The following is a 17,058-nucleotide window of genomic DNA, read 5'->3' as shown; positions in this document are numbered from 1 at the left end:
GCGAAAAGAGTCCCCGCGCGGCTGGACCGTAAGCGACGTCGGGGAACGTTATAACGCTGATGACGCGCGATAGTAAGCATTAGATGCTCACAAAGACTAACTTTCGTATCCGAGTGGCCAGTTCCTCGTTGGGCGTGTTGCGCCCTTCCCGGCTCACTCGCTCGAATACCCCTCTGATGGCCCAAAGACAGGTCGGGCATCACCCATTCGGGAGAGCAACCGAGGAAATAGGACACCTGCGTCAACGCCTGATCCCGCACACGGATCGCGGTCCTTCCCGAGACCGGTGCGACGCCCCTCCAGGGTGGGCGCGCCGGCCTTCCGCTCGTTCGGGCGCACCCTCGTGCGCCGCCCGGTGCAACGGCGTACGCCCCTGGGAGGAGCAGGTCAGAGGGGTGGATTCACCCGAACGAATGCGTGGCGCTCGGTAGTTCTCCCATTGCGGAGCGCTATATGCGCAGGCACGGTGAGGGGGATGTTGTCCGACGCATACGGAAAAGGAACACATATGCGTCCCCAGGCCCCACTCCGCCTCACTGTCCTGGCTGCAGCCGCCGCCCTCACCCTCGGCGCGGCGGGACCCGCCGCCGCCACCGACATAGATCAGCCGCCCCGCGCGGCCACCGTCGCGCCGCCCGTCCGGGCCGACACCCCCAGGGGGGCGGTGAGCAGCGCGGTGGCCGAACTCCTCGCGACGATCAAGGCCGACGGCCGGCTCTCCGACGCGGCCACCGAGGCGTTCGACGCCAAGATCGCGAAGGCGGTCGCCGCCATCAAGGAGGCCGCCCTGAAGGACTGGCCCGTGGCCACCACGCCGGTCGACCCGCCCGCGCTCGACCTGCCGGCCGAGCCGTCGCCGCCCGTCCGTTAACGGCGGCGCGCGGACCACGCCGTACCGGCCCAGCACCCCTGGGCCGGTACGGCGTTTCGCGTATCCGATCGGCAAATAGGACCGCGCCCTTCATTCGGGTGCAGTGTCGAGAAATCCCTTCCCCTGGAGTTTCCGGGGAGCGCACCTCTCGTTACAGAAGCAGTACGACGCGCGGGAAACGCTCAACTCCCCCGCGCAGCAAACGACTTGCTTGCGAGGAAGGACTCTCTCCATGAAGCCCATCAAGGTCGCCGCGATCGTCGCCGGTTCCGTCATGGCCCTGGGTGCCGCCGCGCCCGCCATGGCCATGGGGCCGGCGGAGCTTCCCACCAGCCTGGACGGGGGCCTCGGCGCGATCTCCAGCGAGGGCCTGGAGACGGACGCGCTGAGCAGCACCACGAACGGTTCGCCGGTCAAGACCGTGGGTGAGGCCGCCGGGAAGCTGAGCGAGACCGGCAAGAAGACGCCGTTGCTCGGCGGCATGCCGCCGCTGGGGGGCTGACGCGCCCTTGGTGACGGGATCCCTCGCGCCCCCTGCGATCGGCTGATCGAATGATATTCAGATCGGCCGCCGTGTGGGGCCGGTTCTTCGCCGTGCACCGCTCCTTACGCTCTCGCCAACCATCCACGGAAGGTTGGCTCACGGAGAGACCGAATTCCCGCGTTCCGCCGGCGCGCGGAAAGGCCGGTCGGAGCGAGGGGGATCCCCGCCGGTCTCTCCCTTTCTCCAGAGGAAGAGCGGTATGCGATCCATCATCACCAGGAAGCTGCTCACTGCCGCAGCCGCGACGGGCATTCTGTCGCTGACCGGAGGCTTCGCCGTGGCGGCGAACTCCACGGGCACGGGCGATACGCCGGGGCCCGGCGCGGGCCACCATCGTCAGGCCCCCCTCTCGGTGAGCCTGTGCGGGGCCTCCGTGAACCTCGGCGACATCGCCGGCAAGGCGGTCCGTGACCTCTGCGCCCAGGCCGCCGACGACCCCGACGGCTACGGGGACGACCCGGACGACACCCCCGGCCACCCGACACCTCCCGGCCACCCGACGAATCCGGGTGAGCCGAGCAATCCGGGTGAGCCGACGAAGCCCGGCCACCCGACGGAGCCCGGCCACCCGACGGAGCCCGGCCACCCGACGGAGCCCGGCCACCCCACGAATCCGGGTGAGCCGACGAAGCCGGGGCATCCCACGCATCCCGGTGAGCCGACGGAGCCGGGGCATCCCACGCACCCCGGTCACCCCACGAATCCGGGTGAGCCGACGAAGCCGGGGCATCCCACGAATCCGGGTGAGCCGACGAAGCCCGGCCACCCCTCGCACCCCGGTGAGCCGACCAAGCCACCGACCACTCCGTCGACACCTCCGGGCCAGCCCGGCGAGCCGGGTGAGCCGGGTGCTCCCGGTGAGCCGACCAAGCCGCCCACCAAGCCGCCCACCCATCCCGGTGAGCCGACGAAGCCGCCCACCAAGCCGCCCACCCACCCCGGGGAGCCGACCAAGCCGCCCACCCACCCCGGGGAGCCGACCAAGCCGCCGGCCACCCCGACTCAGCCGAGTCCGACCGGGCCGGGTGAGCCGCAGCTCCCCGACACCGGAAGCGACACCGCCGCGCTGACGGGCGCCGCCGCCGTCAGTGCCGCACTGATCCTCGGTGGAGCGGTCATCCGTCTCCGCGCCGGACGCGCGATCCGTGCCGGACGCTCCGAACGCCGCCACTGACGCCTCGGGCTGACCGCCTGTCAACCAGGGTCCTCACTTTCACCGGTGAGGGCCCTCGGCGTTGCTGCACACAGGCGAACTTTCGCGACGTTCTCGCCGGAGGGCTCGTTCACAGGACACAGCTCCACCGCACCGATCGTCACCCTCCGAAGGGCACACGCAGTGATGAACCTGCGATCACACGCCGGCATGGGAATCCTCATGACCGCTCTCGCCTCCGCGGCCATGGCCGCCCCCGCTTCCGCCGCCGAGGCTCCGGTGGTCGTTCCGCTCCAGGGCCTGGAGCCCGTGATCCCGATGGACGCGCCCACCGTGGCCAGCGGTGTCCCGCTCGTCATGCCGGGCGCCCCCACCGTCTTCCACGAGGGGCGCCCCCAGACCCTGCCGGACGTCGGCCTGCCGCGGGTCCCGGTCGTCAGCACGCTCCCGACCACCCTCGTCTCCGCCCCGCTCCCCGAGGTCCTCGAGGGAAGCCGGCTCGGCACGGCTCAGTTCACCACCCCGCGCTCGCCCCTGACGGCGGCCACCCCCGGGGCCGCGGTCGGCAACCCGGTCGGTATGCCGCGCGGTGACAGGCTCGGGCTCCCGGACGTCACGCCGTCGAACGCCGGCCTCCTCACCCCCTCGATGCAGGGGACGCTGGACCCCCAGCTGGGGCTGGCGCAGCCGACGGCCTGACCGCCGTCCCTCTGCACGACCAATGGCCCGGGCGGGTGAAGAGACGATTCTTCCCCGCTACCCAAAGGGTCGTTGTTCGTTACAACAGAAGGCTTGTCGCATGGCCGTGGCCCGCGGGTCCGGTGGTTCGTCCCGTCGTATCCGACGGCGGACGGACCACCGTCCGCGGGCCTTCATCTTTTCATTCCGCCCATCCGGTCTAAAGGCCGTTACTCGTGCGCCTTTTCGGCGTTGAACGGGACTGTGCGGCCGTGAATCTCGCGGTCGACTTTCCACGTCCAAGGAGTTCTTGATGTCTCGCATCGCGAAGGCTGCCGCCGTCCTCGCCGGCACGGGTGCCGTTGCCCTCAGCGGAGCCGGCATGGCCGTCGCCGACACGGGCGCCGAGGCCGTCGCCGCCGCGTCCCCCGGTATCGTCTCCGGCAACGTCGTCCAGGTCCCGGTCCACGTGCCGATCAACCTGTGCGGCAACACCGTCACCGTCATCGGTCTGATCAACCCGGCGTTCGGCAACAGCTGCGCGAACGTCGACGGTCACGGTCCGGAGCACCGCGACGGCGGCTACGGCGCCTGATCCCCTTCCCCACGGAGCGGCCCCCCGGCACATCCGCCGGAGGGCCGTTCCGTGTGTGTGGGGCGCCCGCCCGTGCGCCTCAGGCGTACCGGTAGATCCCGCTGTGGTCGAGCATCTGCGCCGGGGTGACGCCCCACGGGCCCATCCGCTCGTCGCGGGCCGCGACCCGGCCGTGCTGCGGGTCGCCCAGCGGCGGGGGGTCCGCCGGCAGGTAGCCGGGGCGGGGGTTGCGCTGCTGCCAGCGTGACCAGAGCAGGTCGACGAAGGAGTGGTGGAGCCAGAAGACCGGGTCGTTGACCGAGGCGCCGCCCAGCATCAGGCCGCCGATCCAGCGGTGCACCCGGTTGTGGATCCGGAAGCGCTCGTTGCCCCGGCCAGGGGCCCAGCCCTCCAGGCGGTTGCGGAAGCCGGAGGCGCTCGTCGAGTTCCAGGGCGCCACGTCGTACACCGTCTCGCGCATCACCTCGTCGAGTTCCGCCCGGGTGGGGAGCGTGATCGGGTCGCGGGGGCGGCCGAGGTCCCTGGTGAGGAAGACGCCTTCGGTCATCGCGTGGGTGATGGTCCAGCGTCCGCCCGCGTGGGCGAAGGGCCCGGTCATCACCTGGAGGTCGCCGCGCCGGCCGTTGCCGCCCATGAAGTCGTCGTTCCAGAGGGAGGCGGCCGGGGTGTTGTCGCGGGTCCAGTCCCAGTACGGCACGGTGACCGTCGGGTCGATCCGGCGCAGCGCCCGCTCGAACTCCAGCAGGAACTTGCGGTGCCAGGGAAGGAAGCTGGGCGCCATGTGGGCCACGCGCAGGCGGCCGTCGCCGTCGGCCGTGTAGTAGTCGATGTGGGTGCGGACGAAGTCGTCGTACGCCCCTCTGCGCTTCAGCTCCAGGACCGCGGCGACGAACTTCTTCCGCTCGGCGCTGGTCAGATCGCGCTGGTTCTTACGCGTGTAGGCCACGCGGACTCCCTCCCGGGTGGACGCCGTGGGCGGCGGCGAAGCGGGACAGCGGCGCGGACCCGAGCTCGTCCACGGCCGCGCGCGTGGCCGCCAGCGGCGTCGGATGGATCTGGTAGTGGTCGATGGGGGTGAGATAGCCGCCGTTCGCGCAGCGCATCAGATGCAGCGGCCGGTCGTCGACGAGGACCTCGATCCCGTCGGCGGGCGCCGGCCGCGCCTGGATGCGGCGGCCCCGGTACATCTCGTCGAACGTTTCGGACATCTCGCCGGACATCTCGCCGGACATCTCGCCGGACGGCGCGCCGGTGGCGCGCCCTCCGTCCGCCGTTCCGTTCCGGGCCGTCATGGCGATACGGGTGAGCGCGCCACCGGTGAAGGCGGCGACGCTCAGGGTGAAGAGGGACCGCAGTGCGAGGCGGCGCGGGACGGTCATGAGTGATCTCCTGGTGGTGCGGAGGCCCCGCCGAAGGCGGAGGGAAATGCCCTGAGGGAACAACGAGGAGAAAGCGGATTCGTTGCGGGGGAAATTTCAGCCGCGTGAATGTCGGCCGATCGGGTGAATCGGGCGCGGAAGGGTGGGTGTGCGACCACTAGCATCCGGACCCATGACTTCTTCCAATTCCGTTTCCGAGGCGCGCAGCGTCTCCCCGCTGGGCACCCTCTCGACCGTCTTCTGGACCACCGGCCCCACCGAGGAAAAGGCGGCCGCTCCGTACGTGATGGTGTATTCGCTCGGCAACGGCAGGGACGGCCGCGAGGCCGGCGAGGAAGCGATGCGGGCCGCCATCGAGGGCATGGGCCTGACCGTCGGCGGGCCGGTGATCGACGCGTCCCAGGAGTCCGGTGTCGACGCCCACCTCCTCGTCGAGGCGCAGCGGGCGGTCCTCACCCTGCCGTTCATCAAGGTGCAGTGCTCGGTGCCGGCGGAGTGGGAGGCGGCCGCCAACAAGCTCGGACACGCCTACCTGATCTGCTCCGTCCGCCCCTGGCCCGAGGTCGCGCCCGGCGAGCCGGTCACGGAGGAGCAGCTGCGCTCCTTCTTCGACGGCGAGGAGCCCCTGGCGGGCGGGGCCCACGTGGTGCTTCCGGTCCGGCGACTCCAGGGCTGAGCGGACGGCGGACCGAGGACGGCAGGGGCGATATGGCGACGGTGGATGTCCAGGACGGAGTGCCGGGGCAGCGGCGGCTCTCGCGGGACGACGAAACGCACGAGCCGGCCGGGGCGACCGGGGCGGGCCGGGCCCTCGCCTGGCTCCTCATGATCACCGGGGCGGCCGGTGTGCTGTCCGGCTGGGTGATCACGATCGACAAGTTCAAGCTCCTGGAGGACCCCGGTTTCCAGCCCGGGTGCAGCCTCAATCCGGTCGTCTCCTGCGGCAACATCATGAAGAGCGAGCAGGCGGGGGTCTTCGGCTTCCCCAACCCGATGCTCGGACTCGTCACGTACGCCGTCGTCGTCGCCCTCGGGGCCGGACTGCTCGCCGGAGCCCGCTACCGGGGCTGGATCTGGCTCGGCCTCAACGCCGGCATGCTCTTCGGCGTCGGCTTCTGCACCTGGCTGATGTACCAGTCGCTGTACGAGATCAACTCGCTCTGCCTGTGGTGCTGCCTGGCCTGGGTCGCCACCATCGTCATGTTCTGGTACGTCACCGCGCACAACGTCCGGCACGGGCTGATCCCCGCCCCGGCGGGCCTGCGGACCTTCCTCGGCGAGTTCACGTTCGCCCTGCCCGTCCTGCACATCGGGATCATCGGGATGCTGATCCTGACCCGATGGTGGGAATTCTGGACCAGTTGACGTGACCCCCTCCTCCTGGCCGCGGGCCGCACTGATCGTGCTGCTCGCGGCCGTTCTCGTGCTCGCCCTGCCGTACGACCGGATCGCGCCCGGCTCACGGCACACCGCGGAGCGGGCCGCGCCCGACCCGGATCCGGTGACGGTGCCCTCCGGCTTCTTCACCGGCTCGGACGCGACCGGGGTGCGGCGGATCGCCGAGGTGCAGCGCTGGCTCGGCGGGGCGTCGCTGACGGTGGGGCACACGTATCTGCCCGGCGACCGCTGGTCCAACATCGAGGGCCACTCCGCGCTCTTCGAGCCGTGGGCCCGGTGGAAGGAGGAGCGGCCAGGGCGGCTGTTCGTCCTGAACGTGCCGCTGCTCGACCGCAGCGAGGAGGGTCTGCCGGACGGCGAGGTCCGCGCGGGCCTGCGGCGCGGGGCGGCCGGAGCGTACGACGTCCACTTCCGCACCCTGGGTGAGCGGCTCGTCGCACACCGGCTCCCGGACGCGGTGCTCGTCCTCGGCTGGGAGATGAACGGCACGACCTACAGCCACCGCTGCGGACCGGACCCGGAGGCCTGGAAGGCGTACTGGCAGCGTGTGGTGACCGTGCTGCGCGCCGTCCCCGGGCAGCGTTTCCGCTTCGACTTCACCGCGAGCCGGGGGCGGGACGCGGTGGAGTGGCCGCGCTGCTACCCGGGCGACGCGTACGTCGACATCATCGGGCTCGACGCCTACGACCAGCCCGAGGGGCTCGGCTTCGAGGAGCAGGTGACGGAGGAGTACGGGCTCGCGCACCATGTGAGCTTCGCGGCGGCGCACGGCAAGCCCGTCTCGTATCCGGAGTGGGGACTCTTCCGCAACGGCGACAACCCGGCGTACGTCCGCGGGATGCTCGACTGGTTCGCCCGGTACCGGCCCGTCTACCAGACGTTCACGGACTACTGTCCGCACGGCGTGTGGGAGTGCCCGGACAACCCCGAGTCGGGGCGGGTCGTCAGGGGCGCGCTCGGGGCGCCGGACCGCCCTTGACGTCAGGAGTCCTGGTAGGCCACCAGTGAGATGCCGATGTAGTGGGCGATGAAGGCGGCCAGGGTCAGCGAGTGGAAGACCTCGTGGAAGCCGAAGTAGCGCGGCGACGGGTTCGGGCGCTTGAGGCCGTAGATCACGCCGCCGGCGCTGTAGAGCAGCCCGCCGACGACGACGAGGACGAGGACGGCGACGCCGCCGGCCCGCAGGAAGTCGGGCAGGAAGAAGACGGCGGCCCAGCCCATGGCGATGTAGCAGGGCGTGTACAGCCAGCGGGGGGCGCCGACCCAGAAGACCCGGAAGGCGATGCCGGCGAGGGCCGCCGCCCAGATCGCCCACATGAGCGGCTCGGCCGTGGAGTCCGGGAGCAGGAGCAGGGTGAGCGGGGTGTAGGTGCCCGCGATGATCAGGAAGATGTTGGCGTGGTCGAGGCGCCGGAGGACGGCCTCGCCGCGCGGGCCCCAGTTGCCGCGGTGGTAGAGCGCGCTGATGCCGAAGAGCATGCAGGCGGTGAGCGCGAAGATCCCGCAGGCGATGCGGGCCCGGGGGGAATCGGCGAAGGCGACCAGGACGACACCCGCCACGATCACCGCGGGGAACATCCCGGCATGCAGCCAGCCTCTGAGCCTGGGCTTCACGAACTGCTCTATCTCGTTCACCGACGGCATGGCGGAAGTCATACACCGCATGCTACCTACGCGCGCGTAGGTCCCAAATATGAGTGGCGATGCTCACGTGGGCGGCCCCCTGGACATATGGGCGGTTCCATCGGATGATCAAATGAGTGCGGTCGGCACCGGATGAGCAGCTACGAAGCATCCGGGTCGCGGCCCCCACGGGGCACACACCTAAAAACCCCTCTACAAGGAGCAATCGTGGCGCGCGACAACGCGGCTCCCCAGACCCTTCCGACCCAGCACCAGGAGCTCGTCTCCTGGGTGAACGAGATCGCCGAGATCACCCAGCCGGACAACATCGTCTGGTGCGACGGCTCCGAGGCCGAGTACGACCGCCTGTGCGAGGAGCTCGTCGCCAAGGGGACCTTCACGAAGCTCGACCCGGCCCTGCGCCCGAACTCGTACTACGCGGCCTCCGACCCGACCGACGTCGCGCGCGTCGAGGACCGGACCTTCATCTGCTCCGAGAAGGAGGAGGACGCGGGCCCGACCAACCACTGGAAGGCCCCGGCCGAGATGAAGGAGCTCTTCGCGGGCTCCGAAGGCATCTTCCGCGGCTCGATGCGCGGCCGCACCATGTACGTCGTGCCCTTCTGCATGGGCCCCGTCGGCTCCCCGCTCTCCGCCATCGGCGTCGAGATCACCGACTCCGCGTACGTCGCCGTCTCCATGCGCACCATGACCCGCATGGGACAGGCCGTCCTCGACGAGCTCGGCACCGACGGCTTCTTCGTCAAGGCCGTCCACACCCTCGGCGCCCCCCTGGAGGAGGGCCAGGAGGACGTGCCGTGGCCCTGCAACTCCACCAAGTACATCTCGCACTTCCCCGAGAGCCGCGAGATCTGGTCGTACGGCTCGGGCTACGGCGGCAACGCCCTGCTCGGCAAGAAGTGCTACGCGCTCCGCATCGCCTCCGTCATGGCGCGTGACGAGGGCTGGCTCGCCGAGCACATGCTCATCCTGAAGCTGACCCCGCCGCAGGGCGAGGCGAAGTACGTCGCCGCCGCGTTCCCCTCGGCCTGCGGCAAGACGAACCTGGCCATGCTGGAGCCCACGATCTCCGGCTGGACCGTCGAGACCATCGGCGACGACATCGCCTGGATGCGCTTCGGCGAGGACGGTCGTCTCTACGCCATCAACCCCGAGGCCGGATTCTTCGGCGTCGCGCCCGGCACCGGCGAGCACACCAACGCCAACGCCATGAAGACCCTCTGGGGCAACTCCGTCTTCACCAACGTCGCCCTCACCGACGACAACGACGTGTGGTGGGAGGGGATGACCGAGACGGCCCCCGCGCACCTCACGGACTGGAAGGGCAACGACTGGACGCCCGCGTCCGAGACGCCCGCCGCCCACCCGAACGCCCGTTTCACCGTCCCGGCCGGCCAGTGCCCGACGATCGCCCCCGAGTGGGAGGACACCAAGGGCGTCCCGATCTCCGCGATCCTCTTCGGCGGCCGCCGCGCCACCGCCGTACCGCTGGTCACCGAGTCCTTCGACTGGAACCACGGCGTCTTCCTCGGCGCGAACGTCGCCTCCGAGAAGACCGCCGCCGCCGAGGGCAAGGTCGGCGAGCTGCGCCGCGACCCCTTCGCGATGCTGCCGTTCTGCGGCTACAACATGGGCGACTACATGGCCCACTGGGTCAAGGTGGGCGCGACCGCCGACGCGGCGAAGCTGCCGAAGATCTACTACGTGAACTGGTTCCGCAAGAACGACGCCGGCAAGTTCGTCTGGCCCGGCTTCGGCGAGAACAGCCGCGTCCTCAAGTGGATCGTCGAGCGCCTCGAGGGCAAGGCCGAGGGCGTCGAGACCCCGATCGGCATCCTGCCGACCGCGGAGTCCCTCGACACCGACGGCCTGGACCTGCCGGCCGAGGACCTGGAGTTCCTCCTCAAGGTCGACCGTGACGTGTGGCGCGAAGAGGCCGCCCTCGTCCCCGACCACCTCAACACCTTCGGCGACCACACGCCGAAGGAGCTGTGGGACGAGTACCGCGCGCTTGTCGAGCGCCTGGGCTGATCCCGCACCGCAGACTCGTGGTGGGTTGCCCCGAGATACCGCCCTGACCAGTGGGGTCACGACGGCCCACCACGATCCGCCCGGCCCCCGAAGCCCCCTCAGGCTCCGGGGGCCGGCGCATACCCTCCGTCGCCGCGCCCCTCCACGTACCGTGTGATGATCTCCTGGCGGATCGCCTCCGCCTCCCACAGCGCGGTGGCGATCGCCGTCGCCTCCTTGTGGAGCGCGGCCAGCTGCCGTTCGAGGTGGGTCTCCGGCGGCTCGGTGCCCGGGGCGAACCGCGACCACCACCGGGTCCGTACGAAGGTGTCGACGGCCTCCGGGATGTCCTGGCGGACCGCGCGGGCCAGGACGTGCAGATGCTCCGGGTCGCTCACCGAGCCCGGTTCGAGCAGGGCCCCCACGAGGGTGTCGAGCGCGGTGAGCCGCTCGCGGGTGGCCTCCGGCAGCTCCACCTCGGCCAGGTACGCGCGCAGGGTCGTGAAGTCGGCGCGCAGCGCCCCCAGCTGCTCGCCCGCGTCCGGGAAGTCCGGGGTGTCGGGCCGCTCCGGCGGCGCGATCAGCGCCCCCGCCCCGTACAGGCCCACGATGACCAGGGGCCAGAGGCCGCCGGCGGCGCCGGTGAGGGCGAGGCCGACTCCCGCGAGGCCGCCGACGCAGCCGGCCAGGTTCTTGCGGGATTCGGCGTATCTGAGCAGCGGGTTACTGGTAGCCACGGATCTCCTCGAAGGCGCCGTCCAGCGAACCACGGGTGGCGTCGAAGAGCTTGCCGCCGGTCAGGCTCGCGAGGTGGTCGAGCTCGGCCCGGTCGGAGTCACCGAAGAGGATCGGGAAGACCGGGGTGCCCTTCTGCCCGGCGGGCAGCGAGCGGTAGAAGGCGTCGAACGCGGCGGCCGGGTCGCCGTCGGTGTTCTCCCCGTCCGTCATGAGCACGATCGAGGTGAACGTGTCGGCGGGAGCCTTGCCGAGGAAGCGGTACGCCTCCTGGACGCTGGAGTAGATCGCGGTGCCGCCGGAGGCGGAGAGCTGCTGCGCGTCGGATCTGATCGCGCCCAGCGCCGCCTGGGGCGAGGCCGGGTCGACCGTGTGCGTACGGACCTCGCTCTGCTTCACCGCCGAACCGAAGGGCATCAGGGTGACCTCCTCCCGGTCCCGGAAGTCGCCGGTCAGCTCGGCGAGGGCCGACTTGAGCCGTTCGAGGCGCTCGCCCGCCATGGAACCGGAGGTGTCGAGGACGTAGACCGTGCGGGAGGGCCTGCGCAGGGTGTTGTCGTACGCGTCGAGCAGCCCGTCCGCCACGGCCCGGCTGCCAGGGAACGGCAGCTCGCGCCGCTGGTCGCGGGCGAGCGCGGGGGCAGGGCGGACGCCGGCGACCACGGGGCGGCGGAGCGTCCCCTCCGTGATCCGCTCCTGCGCCTCCGGGCCGCGGAGGTACTCGGTGAGCCGCCGCGCCGCGTCCTTCGCCTCCGGGCGGGCGGAGGTGAGGAGGCTGAGCGGGTAGTCGGCGGTGACGACGCCGTCGATCGGCCGGATCACGGTCAGGTCGTCGGGCTGGAACGAGGACCGCAGCACCGACTCGTAGTTGACGAGCGCGTCGACGTCGCCGCGACGCCCGTAGGCATCGGCGAGCCAGCCGGAGGAGCCCGATGTCAGCTTCTGCCCGCTGAAGAACTCCTTGAGCTTCGGGGTGGCCCGGCGTACATCCGCCCCGGTGAGCGCGGCCTGCGCGCCGGAGAGCCCCGAGGCCACCGAGACGAGGGCGGACAGGCCGGAGTTGGAGCGCATCGGGTCGGTCATGCCGTACGTCAGCTTCCCGGCGGCGACCGCCTGGTGCAGCTGCGACCAGGTGACCTTCGCCGGGTCCCAGCCGAGCCGGGCGACCGCGGCGGGCCGCACCCCGAGGGCGACCGGCGAGGTCATGATCGGCGTCTCGCTGGTGATCTTCTTCGCGGTGGCGGGATCGAGCCGGAGATAGTCGTTGGAGGAGAGCCAGACCGCGTCGTAGTCCTTGTCCGCCTTCCCGGAGGCGATGAGCTCGACGGCGTCGAGGGTGCCGACGTACGTGGGACGGACCGTGACGCCGGTCGTGCGGAGGGCCGTGTCGAGGACGGGCTCCATGTCGGTCAGCTCGGAGGAGGCGAGGACGCGGAGCGTGCCGGGGGCGACGGTGATGCCGTCGAGCCGGTCGTCGGTGCGGTCGGTGCGGTCTGTGGCGTCGCAGGAGCTGCCGGTCGCCGTGACGAGGAGGGCGAGGGCGAGGGCGGCGATCGTACGGGCGAGGACGCGGGGGCGGGGGCGGGTGCGCGGGCGGGGGTCCGTCCGGGGGTTCGTCCGGGCGGGGCGTGTGGTCGTCATGCGGGGCCGCCACCCTCCAGGGCTCCGGTGCGGCGGCTGCGCTCCAAGTGGGCGCTCGCCTCCCGGAGTTCGGCCGTCAGCGACTCGACCGTCGCCGCCATCGCCTCCGTCGCCTGCGCCTTGTACGTGTCGATGGCGTCGAGCGTCCGGTAGATCTGCTGGAACGCGGTGCGGAGCGTCTCCGCGCCCACCGCCGGGTTCGCCGCCAGGATCTGGATCTCACCCGCCTGCTCGGCCAGCATCTCGGAGTTGCCGCGGATCAGGTCCTCGGTCGTCGACCGCAGCACGTTCACCTGCTCGGTGACCTTCCGCTGGTGTTCGAGCGCGGAGGCGAGCATCACCGCGATCCGCAGCGCCGACAGGGTCGTCGTCGCCGCCCGCTCCACGCCCTTGATCAGTTCGTCGTTGTTCCGGCGGACCACGTCCATCGCCAGGTATCCCTGCGCGCAGACGGCCAGCTGGGTCAGCAGGTCCTGGTGCTTCTGCCGGACCGGGAAGAGGAGGTCGGCGCGGAGCGCGTCCGCCTGCGCGGGGTCGGGCGCGAGGGCGATGCGCTGCTCCACGGCCGCGTCGAGGGCGTCGGTGAGCACCGCGTACTCCTGGAGCTTGCCCATGGTCTCCCAGAGCCGGGCCCGCTCGGTCAGCAACGCGGCGTTGTCGCGCCGCAGTTCGTCCTGACCGCTGCGCAGGGCGCCGACGATCCGGTTGAGCGTGGTCTGCGAGGAGGCGTACTTGGCGACGTGGTCGCGCAGCTTGTTGCCGCCGGGGAGCTTCGCGAGGAGCCCTTTGAGGCCCTTGCCGGGGGTGTCCCTGGGGTCCAGGTCCTCGACGGTGCGCCGGAGTTCGACGAGGGAGGTGCCGACCCGGGCCTTGGCGTCGCCGCCGGAGGCGCCGGAGCCGAGGGAGCGGACCGTACGGTCGAGCATGCGGTTCGACTGCTGCGCGGCGGTGCGGATCTCGCCCGCGCCGAGCGCCGCGATCTCGCCGACGCGCCCGGCGAACTCGGGCGAGCGCGGGTCGAGTCCTTCGATCGAGCCGACGTACTCGGCGGCCCGGCGGGACATCTCCGTACGGACCGCCTCGTCCATCGGCACCAGGCCTGAGGCCTGCGCGGCGCGGACCGGGGGCACCGGCTCGGGCGGGGTGAGGACGAGCGGGGTGTCGTGCTCGGGCGGTGTCAGGGCGATCGTCCTTCTCGGATCCTCGGGCGCGGTCATGCGGTGTCCCCCTGGTCGCGGGCCCGCAGGGCCATGTCGTGCAGCACCTTGCTGGTGGGCACGGGCGCCTGGCGGACTCCGGTCAGCGTCTGGTTGAGGTAGGCGGTGTGGCTCTGGGTCGCGGTGGTGAACTCGCTCGCAGCGCCCTGCGGCCGGAAGCCGTGGCGTACCGCGAGCTTGCGCAACTCGGGGTCGGTGGAGAGGAGTTCGCCGAGGGCCCGGCCGTTCGGGGTGATCGGTACGAGGGTGTGGTCGCTGTTGACCGTGGTGTCCGGGTAGAGGACGACGAGGTCGCCCATCGGGCGGCCGGCCAGGAGCTGCGCGGCGACCTGGGACTCGTACACGAGGACGAGCGGGTTGCCGACGCCGCTGATGAAGTCGCGGAAGGGGGCGTCCGAGCCGGACTGCTGGGCGCCCTGCACCTGGACGAGCTTGCGGAGCAGGGGGGCCGTGCGGGTGACGGCGGCCTTGTCGCCCGCGACCCGTCCGCCGTCGGCGACGTAGCTCGCGGCGGCGAGGTAGAGCGCGCCGGAGTTGGAGGCGACCGGGTCGGTGGAGGTGATGAAGACGGTGCCGCTCAGCTCTGCGTGGCCCGCGGAGCCCTTGAGCTGCTGCCAGGTCCGGTCGCCGCGGGCGGCCGCCAGGTAGGCGTCCATCTTCAGGGTGCCGCTCGTGCCGCGCGGGCCGAGGGTCGCCAGGCCGTTCCCCGCGAGGACCCGGGCGGCGGCGCTGTGCGCGACGACGACGAGCGGCGAGTAGAACGGCCGCAGCGGGGCGGTCGTCGCCGTCTCCTCGGCCGGCTTCCGGGCCTTCGCGCGGAGCTCGTCGGCCGGTCCCTTCGAGGACGGGAAGGCGAAGTCGTAGCCGTCGAGGGGCAGTTCCTCCATGTCCCAGGACCCGGAGGTCTCGGATTGCACGGTGAAGCCCTTCGCGGCCAGGGCCTTCACCACCTGCGGGTCGGCGAAGAACTCCGCCTTCTCCGACCCGATGACTCCTCGCACGGTCTTCGTTGCCGTGCCCGTGTCCTTGTCGCCGCCCGTCACGAGGACGGCGGCCACGCCGCCGAGGAGCAGGACGGCCAGGACGATTCCCAGGATGCGTCTCACGGGGGCAGCGTGCTCGCGGAAGCCCACATTCCAGGGGGAGTTGGGTGGACGAGGGGTGAAGGAGCGATCCCGGTACCGAACCGGAGCGTGGACGGCCGGATACGGGGTGGTGGCGGGGTGGCGGTGCGGCGAGCGGGGGCGGGCCGGGGGCGCGCCGGCGGCCGGATGCGGCGGCCGGTGGCGGCGCGGCGGCCGGATGCGGGGCTGCGGTGGTGCGGTGGTGCGGCGGCCCGGGGATGGCCCGGGGGGTGGCAACCCGGTCCGCGCGGTTCGTGCCGCGCGGACCGGGGCCGTCAGGGGGTGCCGGCCGCGGTCAGGGTGGGTTCCCCGGCCAGCGCCTCGGTGTGCGCGTCCATGCGCCCGGCGGCGAGGATCGCGGCGGCCGTGTCGGCCCGGGAGGCGGCGACGACCAGGGCGCGGCCCGCGAGGGCGTGGGCCCTGCGGTGCAGGTCCTGTGCGGACGAGCCGCTCAGGCCCGCGTGGCGCGCGGGCGGTGCGCCGCGCAGCCGCGCCACCTGCCGGGCGATCTGCTCGCCGGCCTCCGTGTCGCCGAGCTCGTCGGTGACGGCGAGCAGGGCGGAGAGGTGCCCGGCGAGCTGGATGTCCAGCTCCTCCTCGGGGGAGCGGTGCGGGTACGCGTCGTGGGCGTCGTCGGCCATCCGGTGGACCGACTTGGTGCGGATCGGTTCGTACATGGGACGGCCTCCTAGTGCTCTGGAGCCATCCTAGCTTAGATTCTGTCTAAAGTTGATTCGGGTCCGGGGCCGTGGCGGTCACAGAGGGCGCGCGGGCCCCTAGGGCTGGCTGTAACCGTCCAGGAAGCGGCCGATCCGGGTCACCGCGTCCGCCAGGTCCGCCGCCGCCGGCAGCGTCACGATCCGGAAGTGATCCGGCTCGTGCCAGTTGAAGCCCGTCCCGTGCACGACCATGATCTTCTCCGCCCGCAGCAGGTCGAGGACCATCTGCCGGTCGTCCTTGATCTTGTAGACGTTCGGGTCGAGCCGCGGGAAGAGGTACAGCGCGCCCTTCGGCTTCACGCACGTCACGCCCGGGATCTGCGTCAGCAGCTCGTACGCCGTGTCCCGCTGCTCCAGGAGTCGCCCGCCCGGCAGCACCAGATCCTCGATCGACTGCCGGCCCTGGAGCGCGGCGGCCACCGCGTGCTGCGCCGGCATGTTCGCGCAGAGACGCATGTTGGCGAGGATCGTGAGTCCCTCGATGTACGAGGACGCGTGGTGCTTCGGGCCGCAGACCGCGAGCCAGCCGGAGCGGAAACCGGCCACCCGGTAGTTCTTGCTCATCCCGTTGAACGTGAGGACGAGGAGGTCGGGGGCGATGGCGGCGGTCGGGGTGTGCGTGGTGCCGTCGTAGAGGATCTTGTCGTAGATCTCGTCCGAGCAGACGACCAGGTTGTGCCGCCGGGCGATCTCCGTCAGGGAGCGGAGCATCTCGTCGTCGTAGACCGCACCCGTCGGATTGTTCGGGTTGATGATCACGATCGCCTTGGTGCGGTCGGTGATCTTCCGCTCGATGTCCGCGAGGTCCGGCATCCAGTCCGCCTGCTCGTCACAGCGGTAGTGCACGGCCGTACCGCCCGCCAGCGAGACCGACGCGGTCCACAGCGGATAGTCGGGGGCCGGGACGAGGACCTCGTCGCCGTCGTCGAGCAGCGCCTGCATCGACATCTGGATCAGCTCGGAGACGCCGTTGCCGAGGTAGATGTCCTCGACGGAGAGCGGGATGCCCTTCGTCTCGTAGTGGCTCATCACCGCCCGGCGGGCCGAGAGCAGCCCCTTCGCGTCGCCGTAGCCGTGCGCGTGGGAGAGGTTGCGCAGCACGTCCTCAAGGATGGCGGGAGGGCACTCGAAGCCGAAGGCGGCCGGGTTTCCCGTGTTCAGCTTGAGGATGCGATGACCCGCGGCCTCAAGCCGCATCGCCTCTTCGAGCACCGGACCCCGGATTTCGTAACAGACGTTGGCGAGCTTCGTGGACTGGATCACCTGCATGACGAGAGCTTACGGCCGTGTCGGCCGGGGCGCCTCGTGTTTTGGGACACGTCGGACACCGGGACCCCCATCGGACGGCCG

General features: G+C 71.3%; 18 protein-coding genes. 9 read left to right on the top strand and 9 right to left on the bottom strand.

What is annotated here, in order from left to right; genetic code table 11:
• The first annotated feature begins 508 nt into the window (after nucleotides 1-508).
• The 5 genes from ACIRB7_RS01280 (at nucleotide 509) to ACIRB7_RS01260 (ending at nucleotide 3,841) form a co-directional block, all read left to right on the top strand.
• Nucleotides 509-871: a hypothetical protein gene (locus tag ACIRB7_RS01280; RefSeq protein ID WP_403590663.1), complete on the top strand. Its 363-nt coding sequence runs from the start codon at nucleotides 509-511 to the stop codon at nucleotides 869-871.
• Nucleotides 872-1,103: 232 nt separating this feature from the next.
• Nucleotides 1,104-1,373, top strand: coding sequence for a hypothetical protein (locus ACIRB7_RS01275; RefSeq protein ID WP_351219688.1), 270 nt, complete (start codon nucleotides 1,104-1,106; stop codon nucleotides 1,371-1,373).
• 241 nt (nucleotides 1,374-1,614) lie between these two features.
• Nucleotides 1,615-2,589 carry a hypothetical protein gene (locus ACIRB7_RS01270; protein ID WP_403590660.1) on the top strand — a complete coding sequence of 325 codons (975 nt, stop codon included), beginning with the start codon at nucleotides 1,615-1,617 and terminating at the stop codon, nucleotides 2,587-2,589.
• A 201-nt stretch (nucleotides 2,590-2,790) separates the two neighbouring features.
• A complete protein-coding gene (locus ACIRB7_RS01265) occupies nucleotides 2,791-3,267 on the top strand; it encodes a hypothetical protein (protein WP_403590657.1) in 477 nt (158 codons plus the stop codon).
• Nucleotides 3,268-3,559: 292 nt separating this feature from the next.
• Nucleotides 3,560-3,841 carry a chaplin gene (locus ACIRB7_RS01260; RefSeq protein ID WP_403590654.1) on the top strand — a complete coding sequence of 94 codons (282 nt, stop codon included), beginning with the start codon at nucleotides 3,560-3,562 and terminating at the stop codon, nucleotides 3,839-3,841.
• Nucleotides 3,842-3,920: 79 nt separating this feature from the next.
• On the opposite strand, the gene ACIRB7_RS01255 is transcribed toward ACIRB7_RS01260, so the two are convergent.
• Complete coding sequence (locus tag ACIRB7_RS01255) at nucleotides 3,921-4,787, bottom strand: tyrosinase family protein (RefSeq protein ID WP_403590651.1); 867 nt, start codon at nucleotides 4,785-4,787, stop codon at nucleotides 3,921-3,923.
• Nucleotides 4,771-5,220, bottom strand: a complete 450-nt coding sequence (locus ACIRB7_RS01250) for a tyrosinase family oxidase copper chaperone (RefSeq protein ID WP_403590648.1) — start codon at nucleotides 5,218-5,220, stop codon at nucleotides 4,771-4,773. Before ACIRB7_RS01250 ends, ACIRB7_RS01255 begins: the two co-directional genes overlap by 17 nt.
• Nucleotides 5,221-5,392: 172 nt before the next feature.
• Between ACIRB7_RS01250 and ACIRB7_RS01245 the strand changes: the two genes are divergently transcribed.
• From ACIRB7_RS01245 to ACIRB7_RS01235, 3 genes are read left to right on the top strand one after another with little or no spacing between them, the layout of a single operon-like run.
• Nucleotides 5,393-5,896: a DUF5949 family protein gene (locus tag ACIRB7_RS01245; protein WP_403590645.1), complete on the top strand. Its 504-nt coding sequence runs from the start codon at nucleotides 5,393-5,395 to the stop codon at nucleotides 5,894-5,896.
• 32 nt (nucleotides 5,897-5,928) lie between these two features.
• Entirely contained in the window at nucleotides 5,929-6,585 is a 657-nt protein-coding gene (locus tag ACIRB7_RS01240) for a vitamin K epoxide reductase family protein (protein ID WP_403590642.1), read from the top strand.
• Nucleotide 6,586: 1 nt separating this feature from the next.
• Complete coding sequence (locus ACIRB7_RS01235) at nucleotides 6,587-7,597, top strand: glycoside hydrolase family 26 protein (RefSeq protein ID WP_403590639.1); 1,011 nt, start codon at nucleotides 6,587-6,589, stop codon at nucleotides 7,595-7,597.
• A 2-nt stretch (nucleotides 7,598-7,599) separates the two neighbouring features.
• Here the strand turns inward: ACIRB7_RS01235 and ACIRB7_RS01230 are convergent, their stop codons facing one another.
• On the bottom strand, nucleotides 7,600-8,274 hold the full coding sequence (locus ACIRB7_RS01230; protein ID WP_403590636.1) for a hemolysin III family protein: 675 nt from the start codon (nucleotides 8,272-8,274) through the stop codon (nucleotides 7,600-7,602).
• A gap of 195 nt (nucleotides 8,275-8,469) precedes the next feature.
• Here ACIRB7_RS01230 and ACIRB7_RS01225 point away from each other — a divergent pair, with 195 nt between their 5' ends.
• Nucleotides 8,470-10,293, top strand: a complete 1,824-nt coding sequence (locus tag ACIRB7_RS01225) for a phosphoenolpyruvate carboxykinase (GTP) (protein ID WP_351219678.1) — start codon at nucleotides 8,470-8,472, stop codon at nucleotides 10,291-10,293.
• Nucleotides 10,294-10,391: 98 nt separating this feature from the next.
• Here ACIRB7_RS01225 and ACIRB7_RS01220 read toward each other — a convergent pair whose 3' ends face one another.
• The 6 genes from ACIRB7_RS01220 to ACIRB7_RS01195 form a co-directional block, all read right to left on the bottom strand.
• Nucleotides 10,392-11,009: a hypothetical protein gene (locus ACIRB7_RS01220; protein WP_403590633.1), complete on the bottom strand. Its 618-nt coding sequence runs from the start codon at nucleotides 11,007-11,009 to the stop codon at nucleotides 10,392-10,394.
• Nucleotides 10,996-12,648 carry an extracellular solute-binding protein gene (locus ACIRB7_RS01215; protein ID WP_403590630.1) on the bottom strand — a complete coding sequence of 551 codons (1,653 nt, stop codon included), beginning with the start codon at nucleotides 12,646-12,648 and terminating at the stop codon, nucleotides 10,996-10,998. Before ACIRB7_RS01215 ends, ACIRB7_RS01220 begins: the two co-directional genes overlap by 14 nt.
• Nucleotides 12,645-13,865, bottom strand: coding sequence for a toxic anion resistance protein (locus ACIRB7_RS01210; RefSeq protein ID WP_403590628.1), 1,221 nt, complete (start codon nucleotides 13,863-13,865; stop codon nucleotides 12,645-12,647). Before ACIRB7_RS01210 ends, ACIRB7_RS01215 begins: the two co-directional genes overlap by 4 nt.
• Nucleotides 13,862-14,998 (bottom strand): hypothetical protein, encoded by a 1,137-nt coding sequence (locus tag ACIRB7_RS01205; RefSeq protein WP_403590626.1) that lies wholly within the window; start codon nucleotides 14,996-14,998, stop codon nucleotides 13,862-13,864. Before ACIRB7_RS01205 ends, ACIRB7_RS01210 begins: the two co-directional genes overlap by 4 nt.
• A gap of 266 nt (nucleotides 14,999-15,264) precedes the next feature.
• On the bottom strand, nucleotides 15,265-15,666 hold the full coding sequence (locus tag ACIRB7_RS01200) for a hypothetical protein (RefSeq protein WP_403590624.1): 402 nt from the start codon (nucleotides 15,664-15,666) through the stop codon (nucleotides 15,265-15,267).
• Between the two features lie 99 nt (nucleotides 15,667-15,765).
• Nucleotides 15,766-16,977, bottom strand: coding sequence for a pyridoxal phosphate-dependent aminotransferase (locus ACIRB7_RS01195; protein WP_403590621.1), 1,212 nt, complete (start codon nucleotides 16,975-16,977; stop codon nucleotides 15,766-15,768).
• Nucleotides 16,978-17,058 lie beyond the last annotated feature (81 nt).

Source organism: Streptomyces sp. NPDC093795, from assembly GCF_044764665.1.
GTDB lineage: Bacteria > Actinomycetota > Actinomycetes > Streptomycetales > Streptomycetaceae > Streptomyces.
Note: the sequence above shows the minus strand (reverse complement) of the source record. Positions and strands in the feature narration are given on the sequence as shown.

What these genes read in the sequence shown, in the direction of transcription:
- ACIRB7_RS01270 (WP_403590660.1), top strand. Translation starts at nt 1,615, where the DNA reads ATGCGATCCATCATCACCAGGAAGCTGCTCACTGCCGCAGCCGCGACG.
- ACIRB7_RS01230 (WP_403590636.1), bottom strand. Translation starts at nt 8,274, where the DNA reads ATGACTTCCGCCATGCCGTCGGTGAACGAGATAGAGCAGTTCGTGAAG.
- ACIRB7_RS01275 (WP_351219688.1), top strand. Translation starts at nt 1,104, where the DNA reads ATGAAGCCCATCAAGGTCGCCGCGATCGTCGCCGGTTCCGTCATGGCC.
- ACIRB7_RS01200 (WP_403590624.1), bottom strand. Translation starts at nt 15,666, where the DNA reads ATGTACGAACCGATCCGCACCAAGTCGGTCCACCGGATGGCCGACGAC.
- ACIRB7_RS01250 (WP_403590648.1), bottom strand. Translation starts at nt 5,220, where the DNA reads ATGACCGTCCCGCGCCGCCTCGCACTGCGGTCCCTCTTCACCCTGAGC.
- ACIRB7_RS01195 (WP_403590621.1), bottom strand. Translation starts at nt 16,977, where the DNA reads ATGCAGGTGATCCAGTCCACGAAGCTCGCCAACGTCTGTTACGAAATC.
- ACIRB7_RS01280 (WP_403590663.1), top strand. Translation starts at nt 509, where the DNA reads ATGCGTCCCCAGGCCCCACTCCGCCTCACTGTCCTGGCTGCAGCCGCC.
- ACIRB7_RS01210 (WP_403590628.1), bottom strand. Translation starts at nt 13,865, where the DNA reads ATGACCGCGCCCGAGGATCCGAGAAGGACGATCGCCCTGACACCGCCC.
- ACIRB7_RS01260 (WP_403590654.1), top strand. Translation starts at nt 3,560, where the DNA reads ATGTCTCGCATCGCGAAGGCTGCCGCCGTCCTCGCCGGCACGGGTGCC.
- ACIRB7_RS01240 (WP_403590642.1), top strand. Translation starts at nt 5,929, where the DNA reads ATGGCGACGGTGGATGTCCAGGACGGAGTGCCGGGGCAGCGGCGGCTC.
- ACIRB7_RS01245 (WP_403590645.1), top strand. Translation starts at nt 5,393, where the DNA reads ATGACTTCTTCCAATTCCGTTTCCGAGGCGCGCAGCGTCTCCCCGCTG.
- ACIRB7_RS01265 (WP_403590657.1), top strand. Translation starts at nt 2,791, where the DNA reads ATGACCGCTCTCGCCTCCGCGGCCATGGCCGCCCCCGCTTCCGCCGCC.
- ACIRB7_RS01215 (WP_403590630.1), bottom strand. Translation starts at nt 12,648, where the DNA reads ATGACGACCACACGCCCCGCCCGGACGAACCCCCGGACGGACCCCCGC.